Source organism: Streptomyces albidus (ex Kaewkla and Franco 2022) (assembly GCF_013870515.1).
In the GTDB taxonomy this organism is placed as follows: domain Bacteria; phylum Actinomycetota; class Actinomycetes; order Streptomycetales; family Streptomycetaceae; genus Streptomyces; species Streptomyces albidus.
In genome coordinates, this window is the sequence record NZ_JACBXA010000016.1 from 23,618 (window position 1) to 43,932 (window position 20,315).

The 20,315-nt window shown below is 67.5% G+C and carries 15 protein-coding genes and 1 pseudogene; 10 read left to right on the forward strand and 6 right to left on the reverse strand.

The window, feature by feature from the left end:
- Positions 1-35: 35 nt before the first annotated feature.
- The gene (locus H5J26_RS05140) at positions 36-1,172 is read left to right on the forward strand and encodes a hypothetical protein (RefSeq protein ID WP_181764482.1); all 1,137 of its coding nucleotides are present in this window, start codon (positions 36-38) and stop codon (positions 1,170-1,172) included.
- 156 nt (positions 1,173-1,328) lie between these two features.
- Here the strand turns inward: H5J26_RS05140 and H5J26_RS05145 are convergent, their stop codons facing one another.
- From H5J26_RS05145 to H5J26_RS05165, 5 genes are all read right to left on the reverse strand, one after another.
- A complete protein-coding gene (locus H5J26_RS05145) occupies positions 1,329-2,375 on the reverse strand; it encodes a hypothetical protein (RefSeq protein WP_181764483.1) in 1,047 nt (348 codons plus the stop codon).
- 290 nt (positions 2,376-2,665) lie between these two features.
- A complete protein-coding gene (locus H5J26_RS05150; protein WP_309237783.1) occupies positions 2,666-3,733 on the reverse strand; it encodes a beta-propeller fold lactonase family protein in 1,068 nt (355 codons plus the stop codon).
- 352 nt (positions 3,734-4,085) lie between these two features.
- Positions 4,086-5,150, reverse strand: coding sequence for a hypothetical protein (locus H5J26_RS05155; RefSeq protein ID WP_181764484.1), 1,065 nt, complete (start codon positions 5,148-5,150; stop codon positions 4,086-4,088).
- Positions 5,151-5,679: 529 nt separating this feature from the next.
- The gene (locus tag H5J26_RS05160) at positions 5,680-6,750 is read right to left on the reverse strand and encodes a hypothetical protein (protein ID WP_181764485.1); all 1,071 of its coding nucleotides are present in this window, start codon (positions 6,748-6,750) and stop codon (positions 5,680-5,682) included.
- Positions 6,751-7,143: 393 nt separating this feature from the next.
- A complete protein-coding gene (locus H5J26_RS05165) occupies positions 7,144-8,211 on the reverse strand; it encodes a beta-propeller fold lactonase family protein (protein WP_181764486.1) in 1,068 nt (355 codons plus the stop codon).
- A gap of 498 nt (positions 8,212-8,709) precedes the next feature.
- Here H5J26_RS05165 and H5J26_RS05170 point away from each other — a divergent pair, with 498 nt between their 5' ends.
- Both H5J26_RS05170 and H5J26_RS05175 read left to right on the forward strand, forming a co-directional pair.
- On the forward strand, positions 8,710-9,852 hold the full coding sequence (locus tag H5J26_RS05170; protein ID WP_181764487.1) for a hypothetical protein: 1,143 nt from the start codon (positions 8,710-8,712) through the stop codon (positions 9,850-9,852).
- Between the two features lie 318 nt (positions 9,853-10,170).
- Positions 10,171-11,220 carry a right-handed parallel beta-helix repeat-containing protein gene (locus H5J26_RS05175; RefSeq protein WP_181764488.1) on the forward strand — a complete coding sequence of 350 codons (1,050 nt, stop codon included), beginning with the start codon at positions 10,171-10,173 and terminating at the stop codon, positions 11,218-11,220.
- A 305-nt stretch (positions 11,221-11,525) separates the two neighbouring features.
- Here the strand turns inward: H5J26_RS05175 and H5J26_RS05180 are convergent, their stop codons facing one another.
- Positions 11,526-12,704 carry a Cmx/CmrA family chloramphenicol efflux MFS transporter gene (locus tag H5J26_RS05180; RefSeq protein WP_181764489.1) on the reverse strand — a complete coding sequence of 393 codons (1,179 nt, stop codon included), beginning with the start codon at positions 12,702-12,704 and terminating at the stop codon, positions 11,526-11,528.
- Between the two features lie 654 nt (positions 12,705-13,358).
- On the opposite strand from H5J26_RS05180, the gene H5J26_RS05185 reads away from it, so the two are divergent.
- The 7 genes and pseudogenes from H5J26_RS05185 to H5J26_RS05215 all read left to right on the forward strand — a co-directional run bounded on the left by H5J26_RS05185 (position 13,359) and on the right by H5J26_RS05215 (position 20,314).
- Positions 13,359-14,405: a right-handed parallel beta-helix repeat-containing protein gene (locus H5J26_RS05185; RefSeq protein WP_181764490.1), complete on the forward strand. Its 1,047-nt coding sequence runs from the start codon at positions 13,359-13,361 to the stop codon at positions 14,403-14,405.
- A 315-nt stretch (positions 14,406-14,720) separates the two neighbouring features.
- Positions 14,721-15,692 (forward strand): hypothetical protein, encoded by a 972-nt coding sequence (locus H5J26_RS05190; RefSeq protein ID WP_181764491.1) that lies wholly within the window; start codon positions 14,721-14,723, stop codon positions 15,690-15,692.
- Between the two features lie 326 nt (positions 15,693-16,018).
- On the forward strand, positions 16,019-16,576 hold the full coding sequence (gene tpg, locus H5J26_RS05195) for a telomere-protecting terminal protein Tpg (RefSeq protein ID WP_181764492.1): 558 nt from the start codon (positions 16,019-16,021) through the stop codon (positions 16,574-16,576).
- A 100-nt stretch (positions 16,577-16,676) separates the two neighbouring features.
- Positions 16,677-16,934 (forward strand): annotated as a pseudogene (locus H5J26_RS05200) (short-chain fatty acyl-CoA regulator family protein); the annotation flags it as partial.
- Between the two features lie 213 nt (positions 16,935-17,147).
- On the forward strand, positions 17,148-18,470 hold the full coding sequence (locus tag H5J26_RS05205; protein WP_181764493.1) for an ABC transporter substrate-binding protein: 1,323 nt from the start codon (positions 17,148-17,150) through the stop codon (positions 18,468-18,470).
- 12 nt (positions 18,471-18,482) lie between these two features.
- A complete protein-coding gene (locus H5J26_RS05210; RefSeq protein ID WP_181764494.1) occupies positions 18,483-19,430 on the forward strand; it encodes a carbohydrate ABC transporter permease in 948 nt (315 codons plus the stop codon).
- Positions 19,427-20,314: a carbohydrate ABC transporter permease gene (locus H5J26_RS05215; protein ID WP_181764495.1), complete on the forward strand. Its 888-nt coding sequence runs from the start codon at positions 19,427-19,429 to the stop codon at positions 20,312-20,314. The genes H5J26_RS05210 and H5J26_RS05215 overlap by 4 nt, the downstream gene beginning before the upstream one ends.
- The last annotated feature ends 1 nt before the right edge of the window (position 20,315 follow it).

Consider the following 20,315-nt stretch of genomic DNA (forward strand, 5'->3'; position numbering starts at 1 on the left):
CCTCCCCGTCCGTCCCCCACAGTCAAGGAAGCCGTATGACTGACACGCTCAGACGCGCATGCCTCACCGCCGTCACGGGCCTCGGCCTGTGCCTGACCCTCCTGCCCGCTGGACAAGCCCAGGCCGAGGCCCGGACCCCGGCGCCGGTTCGCGTCCCCTGCAACGACGTCGCCGCGCTCAAGACGGCCATCAACAACGCCAACACCAACGGCGGCTCCATCGTCCTCGCCTCCCGTTGCGTGTACTCCCTCACGGCGGCCGACAACGCCGATGACGGTCTGCCGGAGATCACCGGCACGGTGCGAATCTCCGGAGGCGACCGCACCACCATCCAGCGCTCGCCCAGCGCCACCGGAGGGTTCCGGATCTTTCACGTCCAGCGGACCGGCCGCCTCAGCCTGGACTCGGTCACCGTCCGGGGCGGTGACGCGGCCGGTACGGGGGCGGGAGACAGGGGCGGGGCCATCTACAACGACCGCGGAAGACTCACCCTGACCGGCGTGACGGTCAGGAACAACAGAGCAGGCTTCCTTGCCGGCGGGATCTGGAACAACCTGGGAACACTCGCCCTGAAGGACACGACGGTTCACGACAACTCCAGCGTCATCGCGGGCGGGGTGGCCACCAGCGGAACGATGACGATGCGGGGCGGCGCCATCCGCGGCAACGTCGCCAGCGAGGCGGCCGGAGGCCTCGCGAACGCCGGGGACACCACGCTGAACAACGCGGCCGTCGACGGCAACGATTCCGAAGAGTTCGGGGGCGGCATCATGACCCTGGACATCAATGGCCGGACCGGGCCACTTCGCCTGAACTCCACCCAGGTCAGCGGCAACATCGCCTCGTTCCGCGGGGGCGGCATCCTCATCGGTTCGCGCCAGCCGACGACTCTGTACCGCAGCACCGTCACCGGCAACGCCGCGAACGGCGGCCCCGGCAGCGGCGGCGGCATCCTCAATGACGGAACTCAATTCGGCGTCATCCTCGGACCCGACAGCCTCAAGCGAGAGAAGAGCAGCGGCACCGCGCAGACGCTGCCCAAGGTGAACCTCATCCGCAGCATCGTCTCGAACAACACACCCGAGAACTGCGCGCCGCCCAACAGCGTTCCGCACTGCGACGCCGTGGGCTCCGCACCGGCCAAGAACACAGCCAAGTTCGGGAAGAATTGAGGTCACAGGGGAGCTGTTGACCGGAGACGCAACGTGAAGGAGGGCGGGACCCAGGGAGTGGGTCCCGCCCTCCTTCATCGTTCACCACTGTGTACGACGGGTCATCGAGTCTCGGCCGTGCGGGAGTCGGCCGGGTTCGCTGCCGCGCGTGCTGCGTCAGGAGACTCGCTTGTGCCCTCCGGTGCTCTGGGCGGGCGGGGGTACTTGCGAGCTCGGCGGCGCGATGGTGCCGGCCGGGTTGGTGCATCCGGGGACGCTGCCCGCGGGGGTGCAGTTGTCCGGGGTGTTGCGGATGACCCTGCTGGCGGTGAGCGTGACCTGACTGGGGATCTGGTTGTCGATGCCGCCGCCCATGGTGATGGCGGTGTTGTGGGTGACCAGGCTTCGCACCAGCGTGGCCGTGGTGCCGAGGTTCGAGATGCCGGCGCCTGCCACCGCGATGTTGTCGCTGACTGTGCTTTCTTCGAGGCGCAGGGTCGCGCCGGTCGTCTGACGGATTCCACCGCCCCGGATGGCGGTGTTGCCCTTGACCGAGACGTGGTTCAAAGACGCGGTACCTGCGATGTTCTCCAGACCACCGCCGTTGTCGGTGCTTGCCCGGTTCTTGAGCAGGGCACCGCCGTTCATCGTCAGCGTGCCGCCTGCGTTGTAGATCCCGCCGCCGAAGGTGTCTGCGGTGTTCCGCTCGACGGTGCTGCGGCGGAGGTTGAGCGTTCCGTCGCTGAAGAGGCCACCACCCGAGCTGGCTTGGTTGCTCTTGATGGTCGTGCGGTTCAGGTTCAGGGTGCCGTTGTTCGCGATGCCGCCACCGGAGCCGCTGACGAACCGGCCGCCGCTGACGGTGAGGGAGTTGAGGGTGAGGGTGCCGCCGGTGAGGACGTGGAGGATGCGGAAGTCCTGGGCGGCGTTCGGGGCCCGGCGGATGGTGGTGTCTCGGCCGGTGATGGTCACGTTGCCGGTGATCTCCGGAAGCCCGTCGTCGGCGTTGTCCGCCGCGGTGAGGGTGTAGGTGCAGCGGGAGGCGAGGGTGATGCGGCCACCGTTGGTGTTGGCGTTGTTGATGGCGGTCTTCAGCGCGGCGATGTCGTTGCACCGCACGTGGGTCCCCCCGACGGCAGTGGCGGGAACGGCCGGCAGGACCGCGAGGGAGAGACCCACACCGACGGCAGCGGCTACGGCGCCGGACCGCAAGATGATCTTCATGGCTATGCCTTTCTCAGCATCGGAGAGTGAAACGGCACGTCACCGGCTCCCAGCACGCAATGCTGGTCAGCCGGAATGAAGAGATGACGATCCATGCCTAACCGCAGGCGAGTACTCCTTCACCTGGCCTACCGCCGAACGGAGCGACCGGCCATTCCGGGAGGCTGGCCCGACACCGTCGGCATCCTTCTTGCGAGCCCAGGCGAAGACCCGGCCCATCCGGCTGCGGGATACGCAGAACCCCGGCGCGATCAAAGGCACCGGGGTTTTTACGCACGGAAGAGAGCTGGTTACCCACGTGGCCGTTGCGGGGTGATGGCCACGCCGAACGGTCCGCTTCCGGTGGGGACGGTGGTCGTGACTTCCTTGATGTGCGTGTTGATCACCGACACGGTGCCGCTGAAGAAGTTGGCGACGTAGGCGCGGCGGCCGTCCGGAGTGATGGCCATACCGTTGGGCCCGGCGCCGACGGGAATGATCGTGGTGACGGTGTTGGTCTTCGTGTTGATCACCGACACGTTGTTGTCACCGCGGTTGGCGACATAGAGGCGGCGGCCGTCCGGGGTGACGGCCATACCGTTGGGCTCGTCGCCGACGGCGATGGTGGTGGTGACGGTGTTGGTCTTCGTGTTGATCACCGACACGGTGTCGCCGTTGATGTTGCTGACGTAGGCGCGGCGGCCGTCCGGAGCGATGGCCAGGCTGAACGGCCCGTCGCCGACGGCGATGGTGGTGGTGACGGTGTTGGTCTTCGTGTTGATCACCGACACGGTGTCGCCGTTGAAGTTGGTGACGTAGGCGCGGCGGCCGTCCGGGGTGACGGCCACGCTGCTGGGCCTGTCACCGACTGCGATGGTGGTGGTGACGGTGTTGGTCTTCGTGTCGATCACTGACACGGTGTCGCTGCTGGAATTGGTGACGTAGGCGCGGCGGCCGTCCGGGGTGATGGCCACGCCATCAGGCGCGTCGCCGACTGCGACGGTCTTGATGACGGTGTTGGTCCTGGTGTCGATCACCGACACGGTATCGCCGTTGAAGTTGGTGACGTAGGCGCGGCGGCCGTCCGGAGTGATGGCCACGCCCTCAGGTCCGTCGCCGACTGCGACGGTCTTGGCGACGGTGTTGGTCCTGGTGTCGATCACCGACACGGTGTCGCTGTTGAAGTTGGTGACATAGGCGCGGGGGTGGTCGTCGCCCGCAGCGGCGGGCGACGCCACGGCGAGCGGGAGCACAAGGCCCGCCAGCACCGCCAGTCCCGCCACCCAGGCCCGCACCACCGGCCACCACGAACGCTCACCGTTCCGGCCTCGACCGGCGGTTCCCCTGTCTGGCGCTCTGTGTCCCTCGATGTCCGACACGACGACCTCCTGCAGTGCACTCGATAGCGAACTGGCGATGGCCTTGATCACGCTATGGGCCGGAATCTCCGGGGACGATCGGAGATCGCACGCCTGGGGCCGTACGGACGACCGCAATCCCCCCTTCGGGCACCCGCCCCGAAACCATCCGGCGCCGATCCCCGGCGCCACGCCTGCCCCGCCCCTGACCGGGATGCAGTGGCCGGTGTGATCCCGTGGTCGATCGACGCACGCAACGAAGGGCGGGACCCCAGCGAGTGGATCCCGCCCGTTGTCGTTCACCGGTGCCCCCGCGACGAGTCATCAGCCCCAGCCGTACCGGAAATTGGTCCGGGATTCCGTTCCCGGCGGCCTACTTGCGAACCTTGCCGTCCTTGCTGTCCTTGGCAGGCGGAGGTCCTTGCGAGGCCGGAGGGGTGCCGGTGGGGTCGGTGCATCCGGGCACACTGCCTGCCGGGCTGCAGTTGTCCGGCCTGTTGCGGATGACCTTGCTGGCGGTGAGCGCGACCGAGCTGGAGTTCTCGTTGAAGATGCCGCCGCCGGCGGTGATCGCCGTGTTGCGCGTGATCAGGCTGCGATCCAGCGTCGCCGTGCTGAAGGAGTTTCTGAGGCCTGCGCCTGTCACAGCGATGTTCTCGCTGAGCGTGGTCGACTTCAGGTGCAGGGTGCCCGCGAACTGGTTGATGCCGCCGCCGCGAGGCGCGGTGTTGCCCTTGACCTCGACGGAGTCCAGATTCGCGGTGCTTCTGAGGTTCTCCAAACCGCCACCGCTGTCGGCGAGTGCCCGGTTGTTGAGCAGCGCCCCGCCCTTCATGGTCACCGTTCCGGGCTGCTGCGCGATTTCGTTGCGTCCGTTCTGGATCCCGCCGCCGTTCTGGGTCGCGGTGTTGCGCTCGACGGTGCTGCGGTCGAGGTTGAGCCGGCCACCGACGTTGTGGATACCGGCGCTCGTTCGAGCTCGGTTGTCCTTGATGGTGGTGCGGTTCAGATTCGTCGTCCCACTGTTCCAGATGCCGCCCCCGGCGGTGTCGGCAAGGCGTCCGCCGCTGACGGTGAGTGAGTTGAGAGTGAGGTTGCCGCCGGAGACGACGTGGAAGATGCGGAAGTCCTGCGTGGCGTTCGGCGCCCGGCGGACGGTGGTGTCGCGGCCGGTGATGGTCACGTTCCCGGTGATCTCCGGAAGCCCGTCGTCCGGGTTGTCGGCGGCGGTGAGGGTGTAGGTGCAGTGGGACGCGAGGGTGATGCGGCCGCCGTCGGCATTGGCCTGAGTGATCGCGTTCTTCAGGGCGGTGATGTCGTTGCACCGCACGTGGGTCCCCCCGGCGGCAGCGCTGGCCGGGCCGACCGGCAGGACCGCAATACTCAGTCCCACACCGACCGCAGCCATGACCGGACCGGACCGCGAAGTGATCTTCATCGCGCGACTCCCTCGAAGCTGGAGAGTGAAACGGCACATCGCCGGCGCCCAGAGCCCTACTGGTCAGCCGGGATGATGAGGTGACGCTTCATCCGTAACCGCAGTCGCAGCGACCTCACCTGGCCTACCGCTGAACGGGCCCGATTCCTGCAGACCTTCGATCCCGACGCCGGCACTCTCGCCAAGGACGACGACAGCGCATGCTGCGCGGAAGGCAACCGTGACGATCCCAACGGCGAAGCCCTGTCCTCACCCGCTTCCGCCGGAAGTGAATGCTGCTGAAGTGCGAAGCGCTACTCGCAGTTCACGACAGCGGTGACGTCGAGGGGTACGACTGGTCGGTCGGCTACGGGCGCGTCGTTCGACTCTGAACCGAACTCGGGCAGACCTGCCCGGCTACGTGCAGGAGGGCAGGACCAGCGAGTGGTCCTGCCCTCCTGCATCATTCATCCGGCATTGGCCACGAGCTCACTTCCCCCGCCCGCGCCGGGAGTTGGTCAGGGGCTCGTGCCGCCCCTCACCAGAAGGCTCACAGGCCGGTTTTGCTGCCTCCCTTGGACGGGGGCAGTTGCGAGCTCGGCGGCGCGATGGTGCCGGTGGGGTTGGTGCATCCGGGGACGCTGCCTGCGGGGGTGCAGTTGTTCGGGGCGTTGCGGATGACCCTGCTCGCCGTGAGGGTGACCTGGCTGGGGGTCTCGTTGTCGATGCCGCCGCCTGTGGCGATGGCGGTGTTGTGCGTGACGAGGCTGCGAACCAGTGTGGCCGTGGCGTCATTGTTCGAGAGACCAGCGCCTGAAACGGCGATGTTGCCGCTGACTGTGCTGGAGGTGAGGCGCAGGACGCCCCTTTGTGTCTGACGGATGCCGCCACCCAGCAGGGCGGTGTTGCCCTTGACCGCGACGGAGTTGAGGTGAGCGGTGGCTGAGCGGATGTTCTCCAGACCGCCGCCGTTGCCGATCGGGGAGCGGTTGTTGAGCAGGGCGCCGCCCTTCATCGTCATCGTGCCGCTGTCCGTGTTGAACACTCCACCGCCGGCGGTGGCGCCGACGCTGGTGTTGATGTTGCGCTCCACCGTGCTGCGGTTGAGCTTGAGCGTCCCGCCGAAGTTGTGCACGCCGCCACCCTGCGAGGCCTCATTGCCCCTGATGGTCGTGTGGTTCAGGTTCAGCGTGCCGTTGGTGTTCGCGATGCCGCCGCCCATGCTGTCGGCAAGGGGAAGGCGTCCGCCGCTGACGGTGAGCGAGTTGAGGGTGAGGCTGCCGCCGGAGACGACGTGGAGGATGCGGAAGTCCGCCGTGGCGTTCGAGGCCCGGCGGATGGTGGTGTCACGGCCGGTGATGGTCACGTTGCCGGTGATCTCCGGAAGCCCGTCGTCGGCGTTGTCTGCCGCGGTGAGGGTGTAGGTGCAGCGGGAGGCGAGGGTGATGCGGCCACCGTTGGTGTTGGCATTGTTGATGGCCGCCTTCAGCGCGGCGATGTCGTTGCACCGCACGTGGGTCCCCCCGGCGGCGGCAGTGGCCGGAACGGCTGGCAGAACAGCAAGGGAGAGACCCACACCTACCGCGGCGGTCACGGCACCGGACCGCAGAATGATCTTCATGGCTACGCCTTTCTCAGCGCTGGAGAGCGAAAGGGCACGCCGACTCCGGCAACGATGCCGGTCAGCCGGAATGAAGAGATGACGTTCCAGGCGTAACCGCAGGCGGGGCGGGCTTCACCTGGCCTACCGCTGAACGGCCCCAGTCCTGAGGGCGCCCAGTTCGCAGTGCCGTCGGCGGCGTTCTTTCGGGTCTCGCCGGACCCGCGGCGACCGGGCCGTTCGGCTCTCCGGGAAACGTCGAACCCCGGCGTGACATGCAGCGCCGGGGTTCGATGAGGAGAAGAGGAGCCGTGCCGGATACGAACTATGAACGGTGCCACCAGCTGCGCGGCCGCCCCTCTGGGTGGTGACGGGTTCGCTGGTGTCGATCACCGAAGCATCGTCAGGTCCCGGTCACCCACGTGGCCGTTGCGGGGTGATGGCCACGCCGATGGGCCTGTCGCCGACGGGGATGGTGGTGGTGACTTCTTTGATCCTGGTGTTGATCACCGAGACGTTGTCAGAGTTCTCGTTGGTGACGTAGGCGCGGCGGCCGTCAGGCGTGATGGCCACGCCGACGGGGGCATCGCCGACGGGGACGATGGTGGTGACGGTGTTTGTCTTCGTGTTGATCACCGACACGGTGTCGCTGTCGCGGTTCGTGACGTAGGCGCGGCGGCTGTCCGGGGTGAAGTCCACGCCGACGGGGGCATCGCCGACGGGGATGGTGGTGGTGACGGTGTTGGTCTTGGTGTTGATCACCGACACGGTGTCCGCCAGGAGGTTGGTGATGTAGGCGCGGCGGCCGTCCGGGGTGATGGCCAGGTCGACCGGTCCGTTGCCGACGGGGATGGTGGTGGTGACGGTGTTGGTCTTGGTGTTGATCACCGACACGTTGTTGGAGAGCTCGTTCGGGACGTAGGCGCGGCGGCCGTCCGGGGTGATGGCCACGCCGCCGGGCCCGTCGCCGGCAGGGATGGTGGCGGTGACCCTGTTGGTCCTGGTGTCGATCACCGACACGTTGTCGCCGAAGAAGTTGGAGACGTAGGCGCGGCGGCCGTCCGGGGTGAAGTCCACGCCGTCGGGCCCGTCGCCGGCAGGGATGGTGGCGGTGACCCTGTTGGTTTTGGTGTCGACGACCGTGACGGTGTCGACGTTGGGGTTGGTGATGTAGGCGCGGCGGCCATTGGGGGTGATGGCCACATCGGTGGGCCTGTCGCCGACGGCGATGGTGGTGTTGACGGTGTTGGTCCCGGTGTTGATCACCGACGCGGTGCCGCTGTTGAAGTTGGTGACGTAGGCGCGGGGGTGGTCGTCGCCCGCAGCGGCGGGCGTGGCCGCGGCGAGTGGGACCGTCAGGCCCCCCAGCACCGCCAGTCCCGCCACCCAGGCCCGCACCACCCTCGACCACGAGCGCTCACCGCCGTTGCGTCTCCCGGCGTTTCCCTGGTCTGGTGCTCTGTGTTCCGCGATATCCGACACGAAGACCTCCTGCAGCACTTGCTGGCCATGGCCTTGATCACGCTATGTGCGGGTATCTCCTGGGGCGATCGGAGATCGCATCGCTGGGGCCGTACGGACGACCTCAATCCCCCTATCGGCCACCCGCCGACAGCATCGGTGCCGGCCCTTGAACCGAGGTGCTGTACGCCCACTCGACGACGTGACGGCGGGTCAGAGCCCGGTGGTGGGAGCTGGCGGGCCGTACGGCTGGGTCAACGCCAGGAACCGAGCGAGTTGTTCGTGTCCATTTCGGAGGTCAGGAGCCCGGCCTCGCGCAGCTTCGCGCAGACCCGCGGGCTCGAACCGGAGCGACGTCCCGGGGCGGAAGACCACATGGCCGATCTCGATATGCGATGAATGCGTGCTTCTTGTACATCTCAGACTGTCGACCCGTCAGACGTGAAGGCCGCTCGAGGTCTCCGAGCGGCAGCAGGGTCACGGGCCCCACACCCCCTCACCCAGTCAAAGGGATGCCGCATGACTGACACGCTCAGACGCGTAACCCTCACCGCCGTCACAGGCCTCGGCCTGTGCCTGACCCTCCTGCCCGCCGGGCAAGCACAGGCGCAGGCGCCGACTCGCGTCCCCTGCAACGACGTCGCCGCACTGAAGACAGCCATCAACAACGCCAACACCAGCGGCGGCAGCATCACCCTCGCTCCCCACTGCATCTACACCCTCACCGTGACGGACGACGGTGACGACGGCCTGCCGGAGATCACCGGCAACGTGCGGATCTCCGGCCGCGACACCACCATCCAGCGCGCTCAATTCGCCCCGGCCTTCCGCATCTTCCACGTGAAGCAGACCGGCACCCTCAACCTGGACTCCGTCACCGTCCGCGGCGGCGAGGCTCCGCTGACCCCCGTCCTGGCGAGCAACGGCGGGGCCGTCTACAACGAGCGTGGCCGAGTCACCCTGACCGACGTGACGGTCAGGAACAACAGCTCCCACTGGATCGGCGGCGGGATCTGGAACCAGCTGGGCACGCTCAACCTGAAGAACTCCACCATCAGGGACAACACCAGCGAGAACGCCGGTGGAGTGGCCACCAACGGGACGATGACGATGCGGGGCGGCGCGATCCGCGACAACACCGGGGCGCTTTGGGCGGGCGGCCTCGCGAACGCAGGCAACACCACGCTGAACGACGCCTCGGTCGACGGCAACCAGATCGGGAGCCTGCCCGGCCCGTTCTCCCAGCTCGGGGGCGGCATCATGACGATGTTGATCGATGGCGAGAGTGGGCCGCTGCGTCTGAACGGAACGAAGGTCAGGGGCAACATCGCTCAGGGGCGGGGCGGCGGCATGCTCATCGGCGCCGACGAACCGACGACGCTGTACAAGAGCGTCGTCACCCGCAACGCAGCGAACGGCGGTACGGGCAGCGGTGGCGGCATCTACAACGGCACCTCCCGTTACGGCCTCTTCACTAGCCCCGTCGACGGCCCTGAACGGACCAGCAGCAACTCCGCCAAGCAGGCGGCCGCGGTGAACCTCATCCGCAGCACCGTCTTCAAGAACACGCCGGACAACTGCGCACCGACAGGCAGCGTCCCCCGCTGCGACGCGGTCGGCTCCGCACCCGCGAAGAACACACCGAAACCCGGCAGGAGCTGACGGCTCGTAGCACCGCGGCTGGCTGGTGGCCGCCGCGCCGGCATGCCTCCACCGGCGCGGCGGGCGTGGCATGGGCGGCATGATCCCTCGTCACGGGTCAGCGAAGCCGACCTCGCAGGGGCCGAATCGCAGGCCTGGTGCCGATGGCGTGGGACGGGCGGCCGCATGGGTCCGGGCCGTTCGGCGGTAGGCCAGGTGAAGGCGGGCTGGTCTGCGGTTACGCCTGGAACGTCATCTCTTCATTCCGGTTCGCCAGCATGTGACCGCTGGCGCCGGTGACGTGCCCTTTCGCTCTCGAGCGCTGAGAAAGGCGTAGCCATGAAGATCATTCTGCGGTCCGGTGCCGTGACCGCTGCCGTCGGTGTGGGTCTCTCCCTTGCCGTTCTGCCGGCCGTTCCGGCCACTGCTGCCGCCGGGGGGACCCATGTGCGGTGCAACGACATCGCCGCGCTGAAGGCGGCCATCAACAATGCCAACACCAACGGTGGCCGCATCACCCTCGCCTCCCGCTGCACCTACACCCTGACCGCGGCGGACAACGCCGACGACGGGCTTCCGGAGATCACCGGCAACGTGACCATCTCCGGCCGTGACACCACCATCCGTCGTGCCTCGAACGCCACGGCGGACTTCCGCATCCTCCACGTCGTCTCCGGCGGCAGCCTCACCCTCAACTCGCTCACCCTCAGCGGCGGCAGCCTCGCCGGCGACTCCGGCGGCGGCATCGCGAACACCAACGGCACACTGAACCTGAACCGCACCACGGTCAAGGGCAATCTTGCCAACAGCGGTGGTGGCCTCTACAACTTCGGTGGACGGCTCAACCTCGACCACAGCAACGTCGAACGCAACACCGCGGTCAGCTTCGGCGGCGGAATGGCCAACGACGGAGGCGGCACGCTGACGATGAAGGGCGGTGCCCTTCTCAAGAACCGGGCCGTCAACAGCAACGGTGGCGGTCTGGAGAACATCGTCGGTACCGCGAACCTGAACTCCGTCTCGGTCAGGGGCAACACCGCCCTCGTGGGCGGCGGCATCCGCAACCCGAACGGCTCCACCCTGAACCTGAGGTCGACCACCGTCAGGGACAACATCGCTGTGTCGGGCGCGGGCATCTCGAACAACAACAGCACGGCGACGCTGGTCCGAAGCCTGGTCACGAACAACACGGCGATCACCGCCGGCGGCGGCATCCTCAACGAGGCCAACGGTCAGGTCACGCTCACCGACAGCAGGGTCGTCCGCAACACTCCGGACAACTGCGCACCCGCGGGCAGCGTCCCCGGATGCACCAACCCCACCAACGCCGTCGTGCCGCCGGCCTCGCAACTGCCCCCCTCCTCCGCCGACATCAAGGTGCGCAAGTGACCGCTTGACGCAATGCGCCCACGGATCCCGGTCCAGCACCTGGCGAGGACTGAGAGCTCGTAACGGCTCTCACGAGTAGATCCCGCGATAGCGGGGCCCCGTACAAGTGGATGGAACACCGGGCCGTAGCACCGACAGAAGAGCGGGACCCGGTCACCGGGTCCCGCTTTTCTGTGCCTCGTCCGCAGCCGACCGGCTGCCGGCCATCACTTCCTCTGCTCACCCGGCTTCTGGAGACGCCTTCGCTGCGCGATGTCCGTCCGCCGACGCCGGATCTGACTGCCCGGCGGATCCGGTCGCACGGGTCATCGGAGCACCTCGCTGGTGCGACCCGTCACGAGCACACCGCGGAAAGGGAACGCGACGAGCAGCGCGACGAGGACGAGGAAGCCGCCTGCCCACAGCGGCCCGAGGTCCCCGGCTGAAGTGCTCAGGGTCGGGGCTGCGATCAGCGGTCCGACGGCCGCACCGACGTTGAGTGCCGCGGTGGCGTACGAGCCGGCCATGGTGGGGGCTCCGGAGGCCTCGTAGAGAACCCGTGTGATCAAGGTGCTGCCCAGCGCGAACGACAGCGCACCCTGGACGAGTACGAGGGCGAGCAGTGCGACCGGCTCGTCCGCTGTCGCGGCCAGGGCAGGCCAGCCGACGAGCAGCAGCGGACCGCCGACTGCGATGACCAGACCGGGGCGCTGGTCGGACAGCCGCCCAGCGAGGCTGACACCGACGAAGGAACCGACGCCGAAGAGCACCAAAGCGACGGAGATCCATAGCTCGCCCAGCCCGGCGACGTCTGTCACGACCGGGGCCAGAAACGTGAAGCTGCCGAAGGTCGCAGCGTTCACCAGCGCGCCGAGCAGCATGACCAGGATCAGCCGCGGGCTCCTGAGCTGCGCGAGCTCCGCCCGCAGGGCCGGCCCGCCCATCGCCTCTTGCTTCTCAGATCGCGCTGGAAGCCCCTTGAGGATGCCGAGAGCCGCAGGCAGGCAGAGAGCGGCGACGGCCCAGAACGTGGCCCGCCAGCCGAACAGTGTGCCGAGCACCGAGCCCGCCGGGACTCCGGCGATCGTTGCCACCGTCGTGCCTGACAGCAGCACGGCGAGCGCACGCCCCTTCATGTCGGGGGAGACCAGCGTGGCGGCAGTCGTCAGGGCCACGGCGAGGAACCCTGCGTTCGCGAGCGCGGCGACGACCCGAGTGGCGAGCAGGACCGGGAAGCTCGCGGTGACGGCGCCCACGGCGTGAGCTGCCGAGAAGACGAGGACGAACCCGAGAAGGCTCGTTCGTCGCGGCCAGTTGCGGGCGAGCCCTGCCACGAGTGGGGCGCCGACGATCATTCCGATCGCGAAGGCCGAGGTGAGCGTGCCTGCTGTCCCGACTGTCACGTCGAGGTCGGAGGCGATGTCCGGCAGGAGGCCGGCGAGCATGAATTCGGAGGTACCCATGGTGAAGATCGCCATGGCAAGCAGATACAGGGGGAGAGGCATCGAGTGGCTCCGAGGCGAGGAGAAGTATGAGAAGACGTCTCGTCACCGCGGTCAGCGCCCGAGGGCACATCTGTCCGGCCGCAGAACGCGGCGGAACAGCAGGACTACGAACTCAGTGGTTCAGGGGGCTGACGGCGTGACCGAAAGCCCCCAACTCGTCCGACTCAGGGCTCGACATGGCCCGCACGCTACTCGACCGGTGCCGGCCGAGTCATCTGGGTTTCACCCGGCGTCGGCCTAGTCATCGACGCGTGATGTCCCGCAGCACCCGGCACCTCCATGCAGACGGCGAGCCCGGCACCCGGGTCGGCGGTCGGCTTGCCGTCGAAGCCGGACGTCCAGGTGTGCGGGTCGGCGAACCCGCGTCTCCGGATCAGCACTCACCTTGCGATCGCTGGCTGAGCGTGCGGGCATGACCTCCCGTCATGGCCGGCAGAGTCCGACGATGCCAGGCGGCGGAATCACAGGCCCGACTGCGCCGCCGATGGCGTGAGTTGCCCGCACGGTCCGGGCCGTTCGGCGGTAGGCCAGGTGAAGCCCGCCCCGCCTGCGGTTACGCCTGGAACGTCATCTCTTCATTCCGGCTCGCCAGCATGTGACCGCTGGCGCCGGTGACGTGCCCTTTCGCTCTCCAGCGCTGAGAAAGGCGTAGCCATGAAGATCATTCTGCGGTCCGGTGCCGTGACCGCCGCGGTCGGTGTGGGTCTCTCCCTTGCGGTCCTGCCGGCCGTTCCGGCCACTGCTGCCGCCGGGGGAACCCATGTGCGGTGCAACGACATCGCCGCGCTGAAGGCGGCCATCAACAATGCCAACACCAACGGTGGCCGCATCACCCTCGCCTCCCGCTGCACCTACACCCTCACCGCGGCGGACAACGCCGACGACGGGCTTCCGGAGATCACCGGCAACGTGACCATCTCCGGCCGTGACACCACCATCCGTCGTGCCTCGAACGCCACGGCGGACTTCCGCATCCTCCACGTCGTCTCCGGCGGCAGCCTCACCCTCAACTCGCTCACCGTCAGCGGCGGCAATCCTGCAAACGGCTCCGACGGCGGCGGCATCGCGAACGAGAACGGCACGCTGAACCTGCACCGTACGACGATCAGGGGCAACCAGGCCGAGATGGGTGGTGGCCTCTACAACACCGGTGGACGGCTCAACCTCGACCACAGCACCGTCGAGCGGAACACCTCGACGCTCTGGGGTGGAGGGGTCTACAACACGGGCAGCGGAACGCTGACGATGAAGGGCGGTGCCCTTCTCAAGAACCGGGCGCTCGACAACGGTGGAGGCCTGGAGAACATCAACGGCGCCGCGAACCTGCACTCCGTATCCGTCAGGGGCAACACCGCCCTCCAGGGCGGCGGAATCCGCCAGACGCTCGGCGCCACCCTGCGCCTCACGTCGTCCAGGGTCAGTGACAACATCGCTGTGTCGGGCGCGGGCATCTCGAACAACAACAGCACGGCGACGCTGGTCCGAAGCCTGGTCACGAACAACACGGCGATCACGACCGGTGGCGGCATCGTCAACGAGAACACCGGTCAGGTCACACTCACCGCGAGCAGGGTCATCCGCAACGCCCCGGACAACTGCGCACCCGCAGGCAGCGTCCCCGGATGCACCAACCCCACCAGCACCATCGCACCGCCGACCGCACAACTACCCCCGGCTTCTGGTGACACCGCCCCTCAGTGACCCGGCTGGGACGAAAAGCTGCGCTGTGCCCCTGACCAACTCCTCCACTTGCCAAGGGCGGAGAGCCTGTAACGGCTTTCAGCGGTAGCCCCCAGGCTCCCGAACGACCGCACAAGTGGAGGGACACCGGGCCGTAGCAGCGACGGAGAGCGGGACCCACTCGCTGGGTCCCGCTCTTCTGTGCCTGGTCCGCGGCCGACTCGGCGACGGCCATCAGTTCCTGCCGATTTGGCTCGTTGCGCCGGCCCTTCGCCGTGGTTACCGTCCCGTGGGTTCTCCTCTACGCGTGTCACAGACCGAAGTTGAAAGGGACTCATGCACCCCAAAGTGCTCATCAGAACCGTCCTCGCCGCTGCCGGCGCGGGAGCGGCGATCGCCGTCACCGCCACCTTCCTTCCTGCGCACGGAGTGGACGGCGACGGGTGGCAGTCCGTGGGCGAGGGCAAGACCTCCGGCGTCAGCGGGATCGCCGTGACAGGCACCGGGAGCGTGAAGGACGGCGTTGACGCGATCGTTGTCCGCGACAACAAGAAGTCCGACGAGAACCGAATATCGTCCGTCACCTACGAAGAGGGCAAGGACCCCGAGGTCGAGCCGCTCGAATGGGAAGGCGACCCGCTTCCCAGCGACCTGGAATCGCTCGACAACGTGCCTGGCGAGCAAGGCGGTTACCTCGCGGTGGCGAGTTCGGGCACCGCCTACCATCTTCAGGTTGCGGACGGCGCGGCGAAGGTCGTGGACACCTTCACCCTCCCAGCGCTCGAGTCCGGTGACGAGATCGAGAACCTTGCGTTGGGCGCGCCGCCGGCGTCCGCCGGAGCCACCGCCCAGGAGGGGAAGCTGGTCGCCGTGTGGGGGGACCGGGGCGAGGACGACCGCCCTGGCATGCTGCACGCAGCCCCGGTGTCATTCGACTCGGCGGGCAAGGCCGAGTTCGGTGAGGTGCAGTCGGCGGAGGTACGGGCCCCGTACCCGACCGAGAAGGTCCGGCACGCGTCCGACACCAAAATCACCAAGTCCGGTGCGCTGCTGGTGAGTTCGGCCTCCGACCCGGGCGATGACGGCCCCTTCGACTCGGCCGTCTACACCGCCGGCCGCGTCACGCTCAGTGACTCGGGCGCGGTCACCCTGTCCGTGGCCAAGGACCCCGAGGCGCTGAAGAATTTCGAGGGCCACAAGATCGAATCGCTGGCCTGCCTCCCAGGCTCCGACGACGCCGTCCTCGGCACGGACGACGAGAACGACGGCGGCTCGGTCGCAACGGTTGACGGGCTCTGCGCCGACTGAGATGCGCCGACCACCCGTGCGGTGGTGAGCCGAAGTCCTGCCACCTGACCTCGAGTTCGACGGATCGGATCGGGCCGACGGGACGATCGTCGACGACTGCACGCATGGCCGGTGCCGCCACACCGGCCCGCCTGGTGCCCGAGGACGGCGAGTAACTCGCGCCGCTCCAGCTGGTTGTTGCTAACGTGCCGCTCGGTGAGCCCCCGCAGCTCGCTGCGGCTGCGGTGAGGAACGCCGGCCTGCGACACGGTCTGTGTCGCGGGTCGCGGGAATCCGCACACGGCACCGACGACGGTACGAACGACGACCGGGAGTAGGGACACCTCGTGGGAGTCATCGGCGACAGCCTCGAGAAGGCCACGCAGAACGTCACCACGCGCCCGATGCCCAAGAGCGCCGGCGCCCGCATGCGTTTCCTCGTCAAGCGGGCGAGCGGTTCCACGAGAGCGGTGGCGCAGCGTCTCGGCATCACGCAGCGGACCGTCGAGCGTTACGTGAAGGGAACGTTCAAGCGCCCCCGAGCCGCGCTCGCCGCAAAGCTGGAGCAGGAAGTACGCCGCGAGTGGCAGCCGCGGGTCAAGGAACGCGCGGCGAGGAAGGCCGCGACGAGCACCGGGATCACCGTGGAGGCCCGCGCCCGCTTCGGCTTCACGGCGGCCCCCGGCAGCACGGACGACAGCCGGCTCCGCCTGATCACCCAGCACCTGCCGCCCGCGTACGCGCGCCGCCTCTTCAACGCCCGTGCGGGAGGCGCGACCGAGGAGCAGCTGCGGGACATCGTCGCCGAGGGCCTCCAGGAGCAGTACTTCAGGGACCGGGGCCGCCGGGCACCGGGCCTTACCGTCGAGTTCACGGACATCGACTACCTGGAGCTGGACTACTGAGTTCCGGCTTCCGAGGGCTGGGGGAGCGCGCGGTTGTGACCGAGCGCTTCAGTTGGCCGGTCAGCGCTTCAGCAGACAGCGCCGACGAGGCCGGCGGCGGTTCACCTCACCGGGCCGGATCCATGTACAGATCGCGGAGATGCCCGACGGCCGTCGTTCCCTGTGGACGGCCCGCACCGTCACCCGCCACCGAGGCGGCCGGGACGAGCCCGGCAAGACTTTCGCCATCGAACTCGGCTGCGAGATCCGGCACGCGCAGCGGCTGGTCCAATCCGACGGACTGGGCCTGGACACACCGCGGCAGCCCCCAATCGGTATGGGCCGCCGAATCTGTGAACGCCTGGACTGCCCGCGACGGCGACGCATGGCCCACGTCACTGCTTTACCTTTTCGTTACAACCTCGCGGCTTGACGAGGAATCATCCCGGCGCCAGTCTTTAGTCACTTCCAGTGACTGAAACGTTTCAATTCCGGCCCGTTTCGCGGCCCCATCTCTTCACGATCCAGAACCCCGGGCAACGTCGCGTCCGCACCGGTCAGCGCAGCCCGCACTCCACGGAGGTTCGACGGCATGAGGTTCGGAATCACTGCCCGCCGTTCACCGGCGATCGCCACGCTGATGGCGCTCTCGATCAGCCTGACCGCATGCAGCTCGGGCAGTCTCGGTTCGAGCGACGACAAGAAAAAACTGACGCTTGACTTCCTGGTCCCGACCGGCCCGGACAGCCTCCCCGTCGGCGAACGACTGGCGAAGGACTTCTCCGCGTCGCATCCGGACATCAAGGTGGACGTGGAGACGCGGCCCGGCGGCGGCGAGGGCGACAACGTGGTCAAGACGCGGCTGGCCACCGGCGAGATGGCAGACGTCTTCCTGTACAACACCGGCTCCCTCTTCCAGGCGATCGACCCGAAGAAGAACCTCGTGCCGATGACCGACGAGAAGTGGGCCGGCGACCTCGACGACTTGTTCCGTCCCACCGCCTCCGTCAACGACCAGGTCTACGGCGCGCCCGCCGGCTCGAACATGGGTGGCGGTGTGCTCTACAACCGGAAGGTCTACGCCGACCTCGACCTCGAGGTGCCGAAGACCTGGGACGAGTTCATGGCGAACAACGCCAAGATCAAGGACTCCGGCATCGCCCCGGTCATCCAGACCTACCAGGAAACCTGGACATCGCAGCTGTTCGTTCTGGGCGACTACCACAACGTGGCCGCCGCCGAGCCGGGCTTCGCCAAGAAGTACACCGCCAACGACGTCAAGTACGCCACCTCACCGGCCGCGCGCCGGGGCTTCGAGCGCCTCCAGGACGTCCATGACTCCGGCTACCTCAACAAGGGCTTCGCCTCGGCCACCTACGAGCAGGGCCTGAGCATGATCGGCAAGGGGGAGGGCGCGCACTACCCGATGCTGACCAACTCCATCAGCCCTGTGATCGAAGCCGTGCCCGCTGCCAAGGACGACATGGGCTTCTTCGCACTCCCCGGCGAGGACGCCGCGAAGAACGGGCTGACAGCTTGGGCCCCGGCCGCGGCCTACGTCCCGAAGTCGACCGAGGGAGAGAAGCTCAAGGCAGCCAAGGAGTTTCTTGCCTTCATCGCGAGTCCTGACGGCTGTAAATCCCTCACCAAGGCGCAGCCCCCCTCGGGGCCCTATTCGGTGAAGGGCTGCGAGCTGCCCGCGGACGCACCGCAGGCGGTCAAGGACACCCAGCGCTACTTCGATGACGACGCCGTGACGCCCGCACTGGAGTTCCTCTCCCCGGTCAAGGGCCCGGCACTTGAGCAGATCTGCATCGAGGTCGGCTCGGGTATCCGTTCCGCCCCCAAGGGTGCGCAGCTCTACGACAAGGACGTGGCGAAGCAGGCCAAGCAACTCGGCCTCAAAGGCTGGTGACGGGGACTCACCATGACCACCACGCTCGGGGCCCCCGAGAACCGGCGGGCAAGGAAGCAGCCAACAAGGACGTCGCGAGGCAGAACACGGGCGGGGAGTGCAGCCATCAAGGGCGCCTACCCGTTCGGGTTCTACCTTCCGGCAGGGGTCGTCTACGTGACTCTGTTCCTTGTGCCGACCCTTGCCGCGTTCTTCTTCAGCCTCACCCGCTGGACCCTCTTCGACTACGAGTTCATCGGTCTGGACAACTTCGAGCAGTTCCTCCGCGAGGCGGCACTGTTGAAGGGCCTGACCAACACCCTCATCTACGCGGTGGTCACCTCGGGAATGAAGGTCGTCCTGGGTCTGCTGCTCGCAGTGCTGCTGACCAGCCAGATCATCGGGCGCGGCTTCCTGCGCTCGCTCGTCTTCTTCCCCGTGCTGGTGAGCACCATCGGCGTCGGCATCACCTTCACTGCGCTGATGCACCCCTCCGAAGGCCTGATCAACAGCTCCCTCAGCGTGCTCGGCGTGGATGGTCCGGCCTGGCTGACCGACCCGACTTGGGCACTCCTGTCGGTCGCCCTCGTCGACGTCTGGAAGGGCGTCGGCCTGGCCACCGTCATCTATATCGCCGGGGTCGTCTCCATCCCCCGTGAGTACTACGAGGCGGCGGAGGTGGACGGAGCGGGGCCGCTCGCTCAGTTCAGGAACATCACACTGCCGCTGGCACGCCCGGCGACGGTTACCGTCATCATCCTCTCCCTCATCGGCGGCCTGCGTACCTTCGACCTGATCTGGACGATGACCGGCGGTGGCCCCGGTTTCACCTCCGACGTCATCGCGTCGGTCATCTACAAGCAGTACCAGGCCGGCTTCTACGGCCTGTCCACAGCGGGCAACGTCGTGCTTTTCCTCCTGGTCTCCGCGATCGTCGTCCCACTGTTCTGGTTCCTCAACCGCAAGGAGGCGGAGCTGTGAGCGAGAGCAGGAGGGCAGCGAGCGCGGCCGTACTCCCCAGCGCCCGCCCGCGCCAGAGGGTTCGCCGCCCCAACTACACACTCAGCGCGCTGGTAGCCGTCGCGTTCCTAGTCGTCTTCGTCATCCCGTTCGCCTTCATCGCCCTGACCGCCTTCAAGGGTCAACAGGAAGCGGCCCAGCTGGAGTTCTCCCTGCCCGGGGACTGGCAGATCGTCGAGAACTTCCAGGCGGTCCTCGAAACCGGCGACTACATCCTGATCATCGCGTTCATCAACAGCGTGATCCTCACGGTCGCCAGTGTGACCTTCATGGTTGTCCTCGGCGCGATGGTGGCGTTCGTCCTGCAGCGCCGTACCAGCCGGACGACCGGGCCGATCAGCTTCCTCGTGCTGTCCGGACTCATCATCCCCCCGGCCGTCGTCCCCACCATCTGGGTCCTGCAGGAACTCAGCCTCTTCAAGACCCTCTTCGGCCTGATCCTCGTCGAGGTCGCCTTCCACCTTCCCTTCTGTGTCCTGCTCTTCCGGGCCTTCATCGCAACCGTCCCGCGCGACCTCGACGAGTCGGCCGTGATCGACGGCGCGGGCCCGATCCGCCTCTTCTTCCGTGTGATCTTCCCCCTGCTGCGCCCGGTCACGGTCACGGTGATCGTCGTGCAGTCGGTCGCCGTGTTCAACGACTTCGTCAACCCGCTCTACTTCCTGCCCGGCGAAGAGAACGCCACGGTCCAGCAGACGCTGTTCAACTTCCAGAGTCAGTTCGAGAGCCAGTACAACCTCCTGTTCATGGACATCCTGCTGATCACGATCCCGCCGCTGATCATGTTCCTCTTCTTCAACCGGCAGATAGTCGCCGGAATGACCTCCGGCGCGATCAAGGGCTGAG

Bases quoted from the DNA above. Each gene is read 5' to 3' on its own strand.
- H5J26_RS05210 (WP_181764494.1), top strand. From the start codon at position 18,483: ATGACCACCACGCTCGGGGCCCCCGAGAACCGGCGGGCAAGGAAGCAG.
- H5J26_RS05170 (WP_181764487.1), top strand. From the start codon at position 8,710: ATGACTGACACGCTCAGACGCGTAACCCTCACCGCCGTCACAGGCCTC.
- H5J26_RS05205 (WP_181764493.1), top strand. From the start codon at position 17,148: ATGAGGTTCGGAATCACTGCCCGCCGTTCACCGGCGATCGCCACGCTG.
- H5J26_RS05145 (WP_181764483.1), bottom strand. From the start codon at position 2,375: ATGAAGATCATCTTGCGGTCCGGCGCCGTAGCCGCTGCCGTCGGTGTG.
- H5J26_RS05180 (WP_181764489.1), bottom strand. From the start codon at position 12,704: ATGCCTCTCCCCCTGTATCTGCTTGCCATGGCGATCTTCACCATGGGT.
- H5J26_RS05185 (WP_181764490.1), top strand. From the start codon at position 13,359: ATGAAGATCATTCTGCGGTCCGGTGCCGTGACCGCCGCGGTCGGTGTG.
- H5J26_RS05190 (WP_181764491.1), top strand. From the start codon at position 14,721: ATGCACCCCAAAGTGCTCATCAGAACCGTCCTCGCCGCTGCCGGCGCG.
- H5J26_RS05175 (WP_181764488.1), top strand. From the start codon at position 10,171: ATGAAGATCATTCTGCGGTCCGGTGCCGTGACCGCTGCCGTCGGTGTG.
- H5J26_RS05155 (WP_181764484.1), bottom strand. From the start codon at position 5,150: ATGAAGATCACTTCGCGGTCCGGTCCGGTCATGGCTGCGGTCGGTGTG.
- H5J26_RS05160 (WP_181764485.1), bottom strand. From the start codon at position 6,750: ATGAAGATCATTCTGCGGTCCGGTGCCGTGACCGCCGCGGTAGGTGTG.
- H5J26_RS05140 (WP_181764482.1), top strand. From the start codon at position 36: ATGACTGACACGCTCAGACGCGCATGCCTCACCGCCGTCACGGGCCTC.